At 68.2% G+C, this 13,433-nt stretch carries 14 protein-coding genes; 6 read left to right on the top strand and 8 right to left on the bottom strand.

Features of this window, described 5'->3' with window-relative positions; all coding sequences use genetic code 11:
* The coding region (locus A5708_RS14380; protein ID WP_065029272.1) for an SDR family NAD(P)-dependent oxidoreductase at window positions 1-679 on the bottom strand (679 nt) is incomplete at its 3' end.
* An 86-nt stretch (window positions 680-765) separates the two neighbouring features.
* Here A5708_RS14380 and A5708_RS14375 point away from each other — a divergent pair.
* Both A5708_RS14375 and A5708_RS14370 read left to right on the top strand, forming a co-directional pair.
* Window positions 766-1,860, top strand: coding sequence for an AraC family transcriptional regulator (locus A5708_RS14375; RefSeq protein ID WP_231117913.1), 1,095 nt, complete (start codon window positions 766-768; stop codon window positions 1,858-1,860).
* Between the two features lie 91 nt (window positions 1,861-1,951).
* A complete protein-coding gene (locus A5708_RS14370) occupies window positions 1,952-3,472 on the top strand; it encodes a flavin-containing monooxygenase (protein ID WP_065029271.1) in 1,521 nt (506 codons plus the stop codon).
* A gap of 164 nt (window positions 3,473-3,636) precedes the next feature.
* Here the strand turns inward: A5708_RS14370 and A5708_RS14365 are convergent, their stop codons facing one another.
* From A5708_RS14365 to A5708_RS14355, 3 genes are read right to left on the bottom strand one after another with little or no spacing between them, the layout of a single operon-like run.
* On the bottom strand, window positions 3,637-4,461 hold the full coding sequence (locus tag A5708_RS14365) for a hypothetical protein (RefSeq protein WP_065029270.1): 825 nt from the start codon (window positions 4,459-4,461) through the stop codon (window positions 3,637-3,639).
* Window positions 4,458-5,066, bottom strand: coding sequence for a TetR/AcrR family transcriptional regulator (locus A5708_RS14360; protein WP_065029269.1), 609 nt, complete (start codon window positions 5,064-5,066; stop codon window positions 4,458-4,460). The genes A5708_RS14365 and A5708_RS14360 overlap by 4 nt, the downstream gene beginning before the upstream one ends.
* A gap of 45 nt (window positions 5,067-5,111) precedes the next feature.
* Window positions 5,112-5,738: a TetR/AcrR family transcriptional regulator gene (locus A5708_RS14355; protein WP_065029268.1), complete on the bottom strand. Its 627-nt coding sequence runs from the start codon at window positions 5,736-5,738 to the stop codon at window positions 5,112-5,114.
* Window positions 5,739-5,855: 117 nt separating this feature from the next.
* Here A5708_RS14355 and A5708_RS14350 point away from each other — a divergent pair, with 117 nt between their 5' ends.
* Both A5708_RS14350 and A5708_RS14345 read left to right on the top strand, forming a co-directional pair.
* Window positions 5,856-6,995: a hypothetical protein gene (locus A5708_RS14350; protein WP_065029267.1), complete on the top strand. Its 1,140-nt coding sequence runs from the start codon at window positions 5,856-5,858 to the stop codon at window positions 6,993-6,995.
* A gap of 4 nt (window positions 6,996-6,999) precedes the next feature.
* Window positions 7,000-7,908: a metal-dependent hydrolase gene (locus A5708_RS14345; RefSeq protein ID WP_065029266.1), complete on the top strand. Its 909-nt coding sequence runs from the start codon at window positions 7,000-7,002 to the stop codon at window positions 7,906-7,908.
* A gap of 16 nt (window positions 7,909-7,924) precedes the next feature.
* On the opposite strand, the gene A5708_RS14340 is transcribed toward A5708_RS14345, so the two are convergent.
* On the bottom strand, window positions 7,925-8,410 hold the full coding sequence (locus A5708_RS14340; protein WP_065029265.1) for a DUF302 domain-containing protein: 486 nt from the start codon (window positions 8,408-8,410) through the stop codon (window positions 7,925-7,927).
* A gap of 4 nt (window positions 8,411-8,414) precedes the next feature.
* Entirely contained in the window at window positions 8,415-9,611 is a 1,197-nt protein-coding gene (locus A5708_RS14335) for a thiolase family protein (protein WP_065029264.1), read from the bottom strand.
* Between the two features lie 98 nt (window positions 9,612-9,709).
* Here A5708_RS14335 and A5708_RS14330 point away from each other — a divergent pair, with 98 nt between their 5' ends.
* Window positions 9,710-10,186 carry a winged helix-turn-helix transcriptional regulator gene (locus A5708_RS14330; RefSeq protein ID WP_065029263.1) on the top strand — a complete coding sequence of 159 codons (477 nt, stop codon included), beginning with the start codon at window positions 9,710-9,712 and terminating at the stop codon, window positions 10,184-10,186.
* Here the strand turns inward: A5708_RS14330 and rsgA are convergent.
* Window positions 10,170-11,165, bottom strand: coding sequence for a ribosome small subunit-dependent GTPase A (rsgA, locus tag A5708_RS14325; RefSeq protein ID WP_065029262.1), 996 nt, complete (start codon window positions 11,163-11,165; stop codon window positions 10,170-10,172). The two genes, A5708_RS14330 and rsgA, sit on opposite strands and share 17 nt — an antisense overlap.
* Window positions 11,162-12,469, bottom strand: coding sequence for a 3-phosphoshikimate 1-carboxyvinyltransferase (aroA, locus tag A5708_RS14320; RefSeq protein WP_065029261.1), 1,308 nt, complete (start codon window positions 12,467-12,469; stop codon window positions 11,162-11,164). Before aroA ends, rsgA begins: the two co-directional genes overlap by 4 nt.
* 95 nt (window positions 12,470-12,564) lie before the next feature.
* Here aroA and A5708_RS14315 point away from each other — a divergent pair, with 95 nt between their 5' ends.
* Window positions 12,565-13,329: an SOS response-associated peptidase gene (locus tag A5708_RS14315; protein ID WP_065029260.1), complete on the top strand. Its 765-nt coding sequence runs from the start codon at window positions 12,565-12,567 to the stop codon at window positions 13,327-13,329.
* Window positions 13,330-13,433: the final 104 nt, after the last annotated feature.

The following is a 13,433-nucleotide window of genomic DNA, read 5'->3' as shown; positions in this document are numbered from 1 at the left end:
CGGCCAGGAATGCCACCGTCTTGGCCACCTCCTCGGGGCTGACGAGCCGCCCCATGGGATTCGTCGCGCCGAGCTGGTGCATCTCCTGCGGCGTCAACAGCGCGTTCGCCGTGGGATCGGCGACGGTGGCAGGCGAGACGAGATTGGCGGTGATCTGGTGCGGAGCCAGCTCGAGCGCGACGTAGCGGACAAACTGGTCCATTGCCGCCTTGGCCGTTCCCACCGTGATCATGCCCTGCCGGGGCCGGCGGGACAACACCGTGGTGAGATAGATCAGCCGACCATAGGTTCGCGAAATCATGTCGGGGACAACGGCTTTGGTCACCAAAAAGGCGGCATGCAGTTCGCGGTCCAGTTTGTCGCCGAGCTGCTCCCAGCTCAGATCGGCGAACGAGGTGACGGCGTAGGGGATGAGCGCGTTGTGCACCAGCACGTCGACGCCGCCCCACCTCGCGTTGACCTCGCCGACCATGGCGGCGACATCGTCGGGTGCGGTGACATCGGCCCGCATCGCGACGGCCTCACCGCCGGCCGCGATCGCGGCCGCGACCACCTCGTCGGCCTCCGCGGCACTGGACCGGTAGTTGACGACCACCCGAAATCCCTGCTCCGCCAAGACCAATGCGGTCGCCGCGCCGATGCCCCGGCTGGCTCCGGTGATCACCGCGACACGTCCCATCGGCGCCACCTCCGACCGTGCCCACCGCGCCTGGCTGGCACGCGCGAACGATACTCCCGCGGTGCACTCGGGTAAAGGGCCCACGGTTGTTCGCCATACTGGAGGACGTGCAGGTGTTCGTCGGATCCCAGGTGTCGCACTGGGATTTCCCGCGCAGCACGGCCAGCGTCGCGTTGATGACCGAGTTCGGTTGCGGGAACGGCCTTGCCGTCACCGACGTGCTCAGCGGATCCGGGCTGACTGAGGCCGACCTGCGCGATCACGAGCGGATGATCGTCGGGCGCCAGGAGTTGGCGGTGGCGACGAATCTGGTGAACCTGCTGGGGGATGCGGCCGGGGCGGCCAACCTGGGAATGCGGGTGGGCGGCGGTTATCACGTCGGGTCGCTCGGCATCTTCGGCTTCGCCTGCCTGACCAGCTCGACGCTGGGCGACGCCGTTCGGTTCGCGGCGCGGTTCTACGAGCTCAGCTACGGGTTCTGCCTGCCGACCGTCACGGTCGAGGGGCCGGTGGCCGCGCTGCGGCTCGACCTGCCCGACCTGACCGGTCCGGTCGCCGAGTTCCTGGTGCGGCGCGACCTCGCCGCGATCGCGCGCGTCATGTCGGAATTGTTGGCCAGTCGGGTCCCGTTCACCTCGATCGAATTCACCGGACCGGCACCGTCGTCGGGTGACGACGCGGCCCGCGAGGCATTCGGCGTGGCACCGCAGTACGGGGCGCCCGCCAATGTCGCGCGCCTGCCGGTCGCGCTGCTCGACCAGCGGCTGCCCCGTGCCAGCGAGATGAGCGTGGCCATGTGCGAGCAACAGTGCAGCGCCCTGCTCGAACGCCGCCGTGCCCGGACCGGCGCCGCCCTGCGGGTGCGCGAGCGGCTGGCGTCGATCGACGGCGAACCGCACACCATTGCGGCCGTCGCCCGGCAGTTGGCGATGAGCGAGCGGACGCTGCGCCGGCGGCTGGCCGAGGAGAACACGACCTTTCGGGAACTGGTCGAGGAGGTTCACCGCGTGCTGGCCGAGGAGCTGCTGGCCACCGGCGCGCTCTCGGTGGAGGACGTCGCGCTGCGGCTGGGCTACGCCGAGGCGACCAGCTTCATCGCCGCGTTCAAGCGCTGGACCGGCACCACGCCGGCGCGCTACCAGCGCTCGGTGGCGCCCCGCGCGCGGTCGCTGGCCGTCTGAGCGCGTGCGCTCGCCGCCGTGGCCGGAATCATGGATTTTCCGACCGCAATCGGCTGCCGATCCCGCGCAGCTCGCCCCTACCGTGTAAGTCATGTTTTCGACCACCCGTCGTTTTCGCAGTCGCCCTCGCGTGCTGGTCATCGGGGCCGGCTTCGGCGGCCTCGCCGCCGCGTACGAACTGTCCAAAGACGGTCTCGCCGACGTGACGGTGCTGGAGAAGGCCGACGACATCGGCGGCGTCTGGCGGGAGAACACCTACCCCGGTGCCGCCTGCGACGTCCCGTCGAACCTGTACTCGTACTCCTTCGCCAGGAAGACGAACTGGGGGCGGCGCTACGCCGAGCAGCCCGACATCCTCGGTTACATCCGCGACACGGCCGACCGGTTCGGCCTGCGCGACCTGGTGCGGACCGGCGTGGAGGTCACCTCCGCCCGCTACGACGACGACACCGCCACCTGGCGGGTGGCGACGTCGGGTGGCGAGACGTTCGAGGCCGACGTTCTGGTGCCCGCGGTGGGCCAGCTGTCGCGGCCGGCGCTGCCGGCGATCCCGGGGCTCGGCGTGTTCGCCGGCCCGTCGTTCCACTCGGCGCAGTGGCGCCACGACGTCGACCTGACCGGCAAGCGCGTCGCGGTGCTGGGCACCGGCGCGTCGGCGATCCAGTTCGTCCCGCGCATCCGCGAGCACGCGGCACACGTCACCGTCTTTCAGCGCTCGGCGCCCTACGTCATCCCGAAGCCGGACCGCGCCTACACCACCGCACACCACGCCGCCTTCCGAATGGTGCCCGGCTTCGCCGCCGCCATGCGCGAACTCATCTGGGAGATCTCGGAATTCTTCGGCCTCGCGCTGACCAGGGTCGCCCCGCTGGCCCGGCTGATCGGTGTAGCCGCGTCGCTGAACATCAAGCGGCACATCAAGGATCCGGTGCTGCGCACCAAGGTGACGCCCGACTATCCCATCGGCTGCAAGCGGGTGCTGTTCAGCAGCGACTGGTATCCGGCGCTGGCCCGCGACAACGTCTCGGTCGAGACCGGCGCGATCACCGAGGTGACGCCGACCGGGGTGCGCACCGCCGACGGCCGGCTGCACGAGGTCGACGTCGTCATCTACGGCACCGGGTTCAAGGCCACCGAATTCCTTGCGCCGATGACGATTACCGGCCGCGGCGGGCGCGACCTGCATGCGCAGTGGGCCCACGGCGCGCGCGCCCACCTGGGCATGGCCGTGCCGGGATTCCCGAACATGTTCCTGATCTACGGCCCGAACACCAACCTCGGCAGCAGCTCGATCATCCTGATGATGGAGCAGCAGGCCCGCTACATCCGCCAGATCACCGAGCAGCTCGCCCGTGACGGCCTGGGCCGCGCGTTCGAGGTGTGGCGCAGCGTCGAGCAGGCCTACGACACCGACATCCAGACCCGTCTCGACAACGGCGTCTGGACCACCTGCGACTCCTGGTACCGCACCGCCTCCGGCCGGGTCACCACCAACTGGCCGGGCCTGGTTCGCGAATATCAGCGCCGCGCAAGGACAGTCGCGTTCGAGGACTACATGGAAGTTTTGCCCAGGTCGCTGCCCGAACGGGAAGCCGAGCAGGTCGGCGCATGACCGCCTTCGATTACGACGTGCTCGTGATCGGCTCCGGTTTCGGTGGCAGTGTGTCCGCTACGCGTCGGCATCGCCCCCTTCTGCGGCGGTAGCGCCGACGCCGTCATCGCCACCATTTCGGCCATCCGCGCCCACCTCAGCCGGAGCTGAGTCCGGCGTGATGGTCAAGGGTGCGTGACGAGGTAGGTCTCGTTGTCCAGGCCGGCGGTGAGTTCCTCGACATCGAAGGGGCGGTCCAGTCGCGCGTGCAACGCCTTCGGATCGATGAGCAGGCTTATCTCCGCGGTTTGACGGGCGAAAAGTCGCCCGATGAGTGGATAGATGCGACGCATCATCGCCCGCTCCGCGGAAGTGCAGCGCGACGCGCAGTAGCCGACGTGGCCGATCTCGTCGGTGAGGATTTCGCTGTAGAGCAGTTCGATTCGCTCGGCGACGGGGGGTTCGTCGGCGAAAAGCCTTGTGCCGGCACGGCGTAATTCGTCGAACAGGATGCATCCTGCCATTTCCGCGGCTCCGACGAACATGAAGCCGAGCCGCTCGGGTAGGAACACGTTCGCTTTGACGAACTGGCGTATCACGAAGGGCGGCGGGACGACCTGGAAGGTCAGGTCGAACGCGTCGAGCGCGTAGGCCAGCAGCCGGGTGTGGTAGTGCTCCTCGAGTTCGAGGTAGACGCGTTCGGGGGGCACGCTCTCGTCACTGTTGCGCCCGTAGGTCTCACCCAGCCCCACGCCGAATCGCTCCGCCTGATTGAGCTTCGCGGTTGCCAGCAGGAACAGCATCTTGTCATCCAGCCCGGGTTCGGGGCGTCGACGGCGCAGGTTGCGCAGGAAGGTGGCTCGGTCGGCGGGATGGGCCGACCGCACGGGATTGGCTTCGATGTCGCTGAAGAACTGCTCGCGGTTGGCCAGCCGCCTGTTGAGCAGATCGGCCTCGCCATCACGCTTGGCCAGGAAGTCCCGGTACCCTTCGATGTCGGTGCGGTTCATCGCTTCTCCATTCCTTTGACAATCGTTGTCACGTAACGGCTTAACAGCGCGGCATCGTGGGCCCCGGTGGCCAGCAGCGCGAAGAGTCCGGTGAGGAAGAACGTCGCGAGCTCGGCCGCGTCGACGTCGGAGTCGACCTGCCCCGCGTCTTGGGCTCGGCCGATGACGCCCACCAGGAATTGTCCGACCGGGTGCTGGGCGAACTCGTCTTCGACCGGACGGGTCGAGGAGAAATGCAATCCGAGCATGTCCCGGAAAACCGCTTCGCCCAAACGACTTTCGGCGCTGAGCACGTGATGCACAAGCTGGGAGAGCACCGACGCCAGATCGCCCTTGGCGTCGCCGAGTTCGCTGATGATCCGGGTCTCCTCCACCCGCTCCACCTCGATGAGAACGTGCTCTTTGGTTGGGAAGTGGAAATAGAACGTCCCCCGGGCCACGCCCGCCTCGGCGACGATCGCGCTGACATCGGCGGCGGCCACGCCGCGACGCGAGATCTCGGCCAGGGCCGCGTCGAGCAGGCGCGCGCGGGTTTCCAGCCGGCGCGTTTCGCGGACGCTCCCACCCGGCGATCCGGTCGCCGACGGCGCCCGTGGTGACTCCATGGAGGCACCGTACGCCCAACGACTGACGATCGTCAATGACGGGCGTCAGTGAGTTTCGAGAGCTGCCGCGTGTTGCGCCCAGTTCCGGATCGCCGGCGCCAGCCAGCGCCGCAGGTAGCCGCGAAGTTCCTCCTCGTTCCGCGGGGGATCGCTGGGGTTGGACATGAACGAGTGCACCGCACGCAGCGCCCATTCGACCAACTCGTCCAGGGTCTGCGATGCCATCGGCGTTCGCTCCCAGTCGATCGACGTGTTCTCGACGAGGATCGACTGCCCGATGCGCAGTGCCGTCTCCGAGGTGACGCTGCGCAGCAGTGCATGCGACGGTTCGTCCAAAAGGAGTTGTAGGTACGGCTCGTCGGGCACCGCGGTGACGGTGAGGACGACGCCCTCCACAATGGCCTCGGCGACATCGTCGATCGCGCTCAAGCGTCGGGCCATGGTCTCCAGGAACCTGCGCGTGCCTTCAGCGGCCGCCGCCCGAAGCAACTCCGTGGTGCTGGGGAAGTACCGGTACACCGTCTTCCTGCTGATCCCGAGTTCGACCGCGACGTCGGCGATGGTGGTCTGCCCCCCGTGGCGTCGCACACAGCGGTCGGTCGCCGCCACGATCCGCGCGACGGCGTCGTCGTCGCTGCTCGGCGGCTTCCCCTGCCATCCATGGGTCCGCATAGCTGCGAATGTAATCGAGGCTGGACTTCGACGACACATTCTTGCTAAACATGTATCGTCAGGCTTTCGGTAAGCGCGCGCTCTCGTGCGCGCGCCAGTAACTGAGGACGCCCAACGATGAGCGGTCAATGTAGCGATGACATCGAACGAATCGCCAACCGCCTGGGGTTCAGCTGCGAGCACGCCTCGCCATGGGTGACGCTGAGAAATCCGGTCGGACTGGCCAATTGGACGATGCCGGTGCTCGAACTGCTGATCGTCGCGGGCGCTGTGCTGGCGCTCTGGTGGGCGATCCGCCGGCTACGCCGCGATAGGGACCCCGCCAACATCGTGATCTGGTTCGCCACGGTCATCTACCTGCTCATCGTCGAGCCGCCCCTGTACTTTCCGACTCTCTTCGGCGTCGACGACTCCATCGGAGCGGTCTTCGCGCACAACGTCTTCACGGTCCAGTTCATGTACGACCGGCTGCCGATCTACATCGTGGCGCTGTACCCCGCGATGATGACGTTGGCCTACGAGGTGGTTCGTAGCCTCGGCGTATTCCGGGACTGGGGCGCGGTCGTCGGCGCGGTGTGTGTGGGCTTCGTGCACAACTGCTTCTACGAAATCTTCGACCAGTTGGGTCCGCAATTGCGCTGGTGGGCCTGGAACACCGACAACGCGATCAACCGTCCGATGCTGGCCTCGGTGCCGATGAGCAGCGTCCTGCTGTTCGCCACCGTCGGACCGGCCTGCGTCGCACTGTTCACCCAGCTCCTGGTCACCCGGCCCATTGAGCGCGGCCGCGTGCTGAGGCGAATGTCATTGGCCGGCCGCACCTTCGGCGTTGCCATGCTGGTGCCCGTCGGCCTGGTCGTCGCCAATCTCCCGATACTGCTGGCCGGCGGCGAGCATCCCGACAGTGCGCTGCGACGGGCGCTGTACTTCGCCATTCTCGGCGCGTTCGCCGTGGTGGCGATCCCCATCCTGTTGCGGCAGTGGCGCAACACCGCGTTCACGCCGGGTGCGCGCAACACCTTCGTCGCGATCTTCGGGTCCGCATTCTTGCTCGTGCTCGGGGCGCTGTGGTTGTCGGCCATGCCCGCCTACCTGAAGGCCGCGCACGGCTTCACGCCCGACGGAACACCCACCGGCAATCCGGCCTACGCGATGGCTTGCTTCCTGCTCGCGGTCGCGCTGACGATGTCGGTGACCGTGCGCGCCTGCCGCCCGTCGGCTCTCATTCATCGCAAGCAGCTGACGGGCGCAAGGTAACGCCATGACCGACTTGGAGATTCGACGCATCCGCTTCGACCTGGACGGCGAGGTGCCGTTCAATTGGAACGCGCACAACCCGGCCTTCTCGACCTACATGAACATGGTCTCGATCATGGCGATCTGCTTCGAAAAGATGCTCGTCTCCGCCGTGCGAGAGGCCATGCCGCGCATCACCGACACCGCGGTCGCCGACGAAGCCGAAGCGTTCCTGCGGCAGGAGGCCCAGCATGCGAACGCGCACCGCCAGCACCTTCGGGCTTTGACTCGAAGCCATCCCGGTCTGCAGGTCACGCTCGACGAGGCCGTCGCCTCGTATGACCACCTGACGGCAACGACCCCGCTGAACTTCCGACTGGCCTACGTCGCGGACCTGGAAGCAACTTTCACGCCGTTTTTCAAGATGTTGCTCGACAATGAGGCCACGCTGTTTCGCCACGGTGACGAGAGAGTGGCCTCGCTGCTGATGTGGCACTTCGTCGAAGAGGTCGAACACCGCAGCTCGGCCCTGGTGGTCTACAACGCGGTCGTCGACGACAAGCTGTACCGACTGCGGGCGCTGCCCCGTGTCGTCAAACACCTGATGCAGGTCACTTCCCGCCTATTCGACAGCATCGACGCCAACGTACCCCTGTCCGAACGGGGCGTGGACGCACGGGATTTCGCCCCTCTCAGAGGCGTTCTCGACAAGGTACGCGGCCGCGGGTCGAGATGCGATGCAGCTCAGCGCGTGAAGCCCGCGCTGCACACTGTGCCCTGGAAGCAGAAGCTCGGCACCGCCGCCCGGGTGCTGATGAGCCAGACGCCATTACATGACCCCGCGAAGGAACCGCTCCCCGAGTTCGCCGACCGCTGGTTCGAGCGGTACAACCGCGGCGATGACGTATGCCACTGGTACTCGAGTCGATCCTGACCGTCGCGCTGTGTGTTCAGCCGGTGACCTTCTCGGCCAGCGCGGCCAACTTGGCGTCGAGTTGCTCTGCGGCGCTGAGCAACTCGGGATTGGTCTCGACGACCATCAGCGACGACGGCTTGACGTAGGTCAGGCTGCTGCCTGAACCCTCCTCGAGCAACAACAGTTCGACCGGGGCGAACAAACCGGCCGTCACGTCGTGGCGCAACATGGTGATGGCGATCAGCGGATTGCCCAGGATGACGCGCAACGCCTTGCGATCGATGCCGGCCTTGGTGATCCAGGCGCCGTGGTCGACCACGCTGAACAGCATGAATCCGCTTGGGCCGACGTGGGATTCGACGCGCTCCTGGAAGGACTGCCAATCGCCCGCGGACGTCGCGATGTCGTTGATTGGCACCGGTTGCTCGCCGATATCGGCGAGCAACGCGGCAAGCAGTTGGTGGTAGCTCTTGGCGCTGTCATAGCGAACCCGCAGGCCGTCGAATTTCGTTTCCTGCATGATCTCAGCCCAACCGCTCGATGATGGTGGCGTTGGCCATGCCGCCGCCCTCGCACATCGTCTGCAGGCCATACCGACCGCCGCGCTGTTCCAGCGCATTGACCAGAGTGGTCATCAGGCGAGCGCCGCTGGCGCCCAACGGGTGTCCGATCGCGATCGCCCCGCCGTTGACGTTGGTCTTGGCCAGATCGGCCCCGGTGTCGTGAGCCCAGGCCAGCACGACAGGGGCGAACGCCTCGTTCACCTCGAACAGGTCGATGTCGGCGAGCGTCAGACCCGCCTTCGCCAGCACCTTCTCGGTGGCCGGTATGACGCCGGTCAGCATGTACAGCGGGTCGGAGCCCACCACGGTGGCGGTGTGGATCCGCGCCAGCGGGCGCAGCCCCAGCTTGTTCGCGGCCTCGCTGCTGGCGATCAGCACCGCGGCGCTGCCGTCGGACAGTGGCGAGGAGTTGCCGGGCGTGATCTCCCAATTGATCTGCGGGAAGCGGGCTTTGGCTGCGTCACTGTAGAACGCCGGCTGCAATCCGGCCAGCGTTTCGACCGTGGTGCCGGGGCGGATGATCTCGTCGGTGGTCAGCCCGGCGATCGGAATGAGCTCGTTGTCGAACAGCCCCTCCTTGGTGGCGCGCGCGGCCTTGTCGTGGCTACCCGCGGAGAACTCGTCGAGCTGGGCGCGCGAGAAGCCCCACTTCGCGGCGATCAGTTCGGCGCTGATGCCCTGCGGCACAAGGCCGTCGGGATAGCGGCGGGTCATGTCCTCGCCCATCGGGTTGCTGCCCGGCAACACCTGGGTGCCCATCGGCACGCGGCTCATCGACTCCACACCGCCGGCGATCACGAGGTCGTAGGCGCCGGCGATCACGCCCTGGGCGGCGAAGCTGATGGCCTGCTGGCTGCTGCCGCATTGGCGGTCGATCGTCACACCGGGAACCGACTCGGGGAAACCCGCGCCCAGCAGCGCATTACGGGCGATGTTGGCCGCCTGGTCGCCGACCTGGGTGACGGCGCCTGCGATGACATCGTCGACCTGGGCCGGATCCACGCTGGTGCGCGCCACCAGCTCGCGCAGGCTGTGGGCCAGCAGATCGGCGGGCAGAACGTCGTGCAGCGCGCCACTGGCCTTGCCCTTGCCGATCGGGGTTCGGACGGCTCCGACGATGACGGCGTCGCGGACCCCAAAACTGGGATGGCTCGTCATGACTCCTCCTCGAGTCGGTCTCGATCTAGGTATAGACCACTGTACCTAGATAAACACCTCGGTATGCTTAAAGCAACCCAGGTGCGGAGGTGATTTAGATGACACTGCTGCAAGGACCGCTGGCCGACCGCGACGCCTGGTCGGCGGTGGGCGAGTGCGCGATCGAGAAGACGATGGCGGTGGTCGGGACCAAGTCCGCGATGCTGATCATGCGCGAGGCCTACTACGGCACCACCCGGTTCGACGACTTCGCCCGCCGGGTGGGCATCACCAAGGCCGCCACCTCGGCGCGGCTGAGCGAACTGGTCGAGCTGGGGCTGCTACGGCGCCAGCCCTATCGGGAACCCGGGCAGCGCAGCCGCGACGAGTACGTGCTCACCGACGCCGGCGTCGACTTCATGCCGGTGGTGTGGTCGCTGTTCGAGTGGGGGAGGCATCACCTGCCGGGCCGCAACCGGCTGCGGCTGACCCACCTGGGCTGCGGCGCCGAGGCGAGCGTCGAGATCCGTTGCGCGGAAGGTCATCTGGTGCCGCCCGACGAGCTCGGGATGCGGCTGGCTAAGAAGTCTGGTTGAGCGCGGCCAGCAGCCGGCGTGCCGCGGCGACGCGCCGCACGGCGGGCCCGGTCAGGGTGTCCAGCGCGCACTCGGGGTCGGCCGGCGGCCCCATGTGCCCGCAACCGCGCGGGCAATCCGCGATGGCCTCGGCCAGATCGGAGAACGCCATCATGACGTCGTCGGGCTGGATGTGGGCCAGGCCGAAGGAGCGGATGCCCGGTGTGTCGATCACCCAGCCGGTGGTGCCCAGCGGCTCGGTCAACGGCAGCGCCACGGACTGCGTCGAGGTGTGCCGCCCCCGGCCGATGTCGGTCACGTCGCCGACGGCGCGGTCCGCGTCGGGCACCAGGCGGTTCACCAAGGTGGACTTGCCGACGCCGGAATGCCCGAGCAGCACGGTGATCTTGCCCGCGAGCAGGTCCGCCACGGCCAGCAGGGGATCGTCGCGGCCGGCGGCGACCACGGTCAGGTCGAGGTCGACGAACTGCTCCGCGAACGGCTCCGGCGGCGCGAGGTCGGTCTTGGTCAGGCACAGGATCGGCGTGAGTCCGCCGGCGTAGGCGGCGATCAGCGTCCGGTCCACCAGGCCGGTGCGGGGCGGCGGGTCGGCCAGCGCCACCACGATCAGCAGCTGGTCGGCGTTGGCGACCACCACCCGTTCGGTCGGATCGGTGTCATCGGCGGTGCGCCGCAACACCGTTCGCCGCTCCCCGCGACGCACGATGCGGGCCAGCGTGTCCGGCCGACCCGACAGATCGCCGACCACGTCGACGTCGTCGCCCACCACGATCGGGGTGCGGCCCAATTCGCGCGCCCGCATGGCGGTGACCCGGCGGTCGACGTCGCCGCCCAGCACGCATCCCCACCGGCCGCGGTCGACGCTGACCACCATCGCGGCCTCGGCGTCGGCGTGCTCGGGACGGGTCTTGGTCCGCGGTCGCGAGCCCCGGCCGGAGCGGATCTTGACGTCCGACTCGTCGTAGTCGCCGGGCTTCACATGCCGCGCTCTTCCCCGGGGTCCAGCATGCGGGCCCACAGCTGCGGAAAGTCGGGCAGCGTCTTGCTGGTGGCGCCGATGTCGTCGACCTCGACCCCGTCCACCCGCAGCCCGACGATCGCACCCGCCATCGCCATCCGGTGGTCGGCATAGGAGTGCCACACCCCGGATCGCAGCGGCGTCGCGGTGATCTCCAGGCCGTCCGGGGTTTCGGTGCACTCGCCGCCCAGGCGGTTGATCTCGGTGCTCAGCGCCGCCAGCCGATCGGTCTCGTGGCCGCGCAGGTGCGCGATGCCGGACAGGCGCGACACCGACCCCGGCGTCGCCAGCGCCGCCAGCGCGGCCACCGACGGCGTCAGCTCGCCGACCGCGCGCAGGTCGACATCGAAGCCGCCGAAGTCCCCGGACCCGCGTACCTCCAGGAACGAATCATCCTGTGTGACATCGGCATTGAGCTTGCCCAAGACGCTGAGGATGTTGTCGGCGGGCTGCACGCTGCTCGCCGGCCAGCCGGTGATGCGCACCGCGCCGCCGCTGACCACCGCCGCGGCCAGGAAGGGGACGGCGTTGGTCAGGTCCGGCTCCACCTCCCAGTGCCGCGCCGCGACCGGCCCGGGCCGCACCGTCCAGCGGTTGGCGACGGAGTCGTCGACGTCGATCCCGGCCTGGCGCAGCATCACCACCGTCATCGCGATGTGCGGAGCCGACGGCAGCGACGTGCCGGTGTGTTGCACGGTCAGGCCCTCGGTGAACGAGGCCGCGCACAACAGCAGGCCGGAGACGAACTGCGACGAGGCCGAGGCGTCGATGTCCACGATGCCGCCGATGATCGAACCGGTGCCCAGCACCCGGAACGGGAGACCGGAGCCGTCGATCCGGACGCCGAGCCCGCGCAGCGCGTCCAGCAGCGGCGCGATGGGCCGCGCCCGGGCCTGCTCGTCGCCGTCGAACTCCACCGCCGTCTCGGCCAGCGCCGCCAGCGGCGGCACGAAGCGCAGCACCGTGCCGGCCAGGCCGCAATCGACTTGCGCCGGCGGCTCCGGGGCGACGCGGCCGCTCACCGTCAGCTCCGTCCCGTCGCCGTCCCCGTCGCCGTCGATTCGCAAGCCCAGCGTGCGCAGCGCCCCGATCATCAGGTCGGTGTCGCGGCTGCGCAGCGCCCCGCTGACGGTCGGGGTGCCCTGGTCCTGCGCGGCCGCCAGCGCCGCCAGCACCAGGGCCCGGTTGGTCTGCGACTTCGAACCCGGCACGGTCACGGTCGCGTGCACCGGCTGCGATGCCAAGGGGGCGGTCCATGTCGTCACCGGTCCATCATCGCCTGTCACCGGTTTCCGCCCCAATAGGACTTCGTGGCTCTGCCACTATGGGCCTTTTTGGTGGCTCTGCCACTATGGGCCTTATGTGTGGACGGTTCGCGGTGACCACCGATCCGGCCCTGCTGGCCGAGAAGATCAAGGCGATTGACGAGGCCACCGGCGCCGATGGGGTCTCGAGCGCCCCCAACTACAACGTGGCCCCGACCACGTCCATCGCGACCGTCGTCAGCCGGCATTCCGAGCCCGAGGACCAGCCGACCCGGCGGGTCCGGCTGATGCGCTGGGGCCTGGTGCCGCCGTGGGCCAAGGCCGGTGCCGACGGCGCGCCCGACACCAAGGGCCCGATGCTGATCAACGCCCGCGCGGACAAGGTCACCACGTCGCCCGCCTTCCGGACCAGCGCCAAGTCCAAGCGCTGCCTGATCCCGATGGACGGCTACTACGAATGGCGGGTCAACTCGGACGACGCGGCCGGCAAGAAGACCCGCAAGACCCCGTTCTTCATGTACTCCGAGGACGGGGAGCCGCTGTTCATGGCTGGCCTATGGTCGGTCTGGAAACCGGCCAAGGACGCTTCGCCGTTGCTGAGTTGCACGATCATCACCACCGATGCGCCGGGGGAGCTGGCGCAGATTCACGACCGGATGCCGCTGGTGCTGCCCGAGCGGGACTGGGACCGGTGGCTGGACCCGGACGCCGCGATCGACGAGCAGCTGTTGGCCCGCACGCCCGACGTGCGCGCCATCCGGATGCGCGAGGTGTCGACGTTGGTCAACAACGTTCGCAATAACGGCCCGCAGTTGCTCGAGCCGGCCGAGCCGCAGCCCGAGCAGATGAAAATCCTGTAGCGCTGCTTCGGCCACTACGCCGCCTCATCGTCGTCTCCGTCGCGGAGCAGTTTTTCGGGGTGATGGAAGGTGTTGATTCGCGGTTGGCCTCGGTCCAGGTGTGG

The sequence above is a fragment of the Mycobacterium colombiense genome, assembly GCF_001672755.1.
Taxonomy (GTDB): Bacteria; Actinomycetota; Actinomycetes; order Mycobacteriales; family Mycobacteriaceae; genus Mycobacterium; species Mycobacterium colombiense_C.
This window is presented reverse-complemented; position numbering and strand designations above follow the sequence as displayed.

Bases quoted from the DNA above. Each gene is read 5' to 3' on its own strand.
- A5708_RS14370 (WP_065029271.1), top strand. From the start codon at position 1,952: ATGTTTTCGACCACCCGTCGTTTTCGCAGTCGCCCTCGCGTGCTGGTC.
- A5708_RS14365 (WP_065029270.1), bottom strand. From the start codon at position 4,461: ATGAACCGCACCGACATCGAAGGGTACCGGGACTTCCTGGCCAAGCGT.
- A5708_RS14360 (WP_065029269.1), bottom strand. From the start codon at position 5,066: ATGGAGTCACCACGGGCGCCGTCGGCGACCGGATCGCCGGGTGGGAGC.
- A5708_RS14355 (WP_065029268.1), bottom strand. From the start codon at position 5,738: ATGCGGACCCATGGATGGCAGGGGAAGCCGCCGAGCAGCGACGACGAC.
- A5708_RS14350 (WP_065029267.1), top strand. From the start codon at position 5,856: ATGAGCGGTCAATGTAGCGATGACATCGAACGAATCGCCAACCGCCTG.
- A5708_RS14345 (WP_065029266.1), top strand. From the start codon at position 7,000: ATGACCGACTTGGAGATTCGACGCATCCGCTTCGACCTGGACGGCGAG.
- A5708_RS14340 (WP_065029265.1), bottom strand. From the start codon at position 8,410: ATGCAGGAAACGAAATTCGACGGCCTGCGGGTTCGCTATGACAGCGCC.
- A5708_RS14335 (WP_065029264.1), bottom strand. From the start codon at position 9,611: ATGACGAGCCATCCCAGTTTTGGGGTCCGCGACGCCGTCATCGTCGGA.
- A5708_RS14330 (WP_065029263.1), top strand. From the start codon at position 9,710: ATGACACTGCTGCAAGGACCGCTGGCCGACCGCGACGCCTGGTCGGCG.
- A5708_RS14315 (WP_065029260.1), top strand. From the start codon at position 12,565: ATGTGTGGACGGTTCGCGGTGACCACCGATCCGGCCCTGCTGGCCGAG.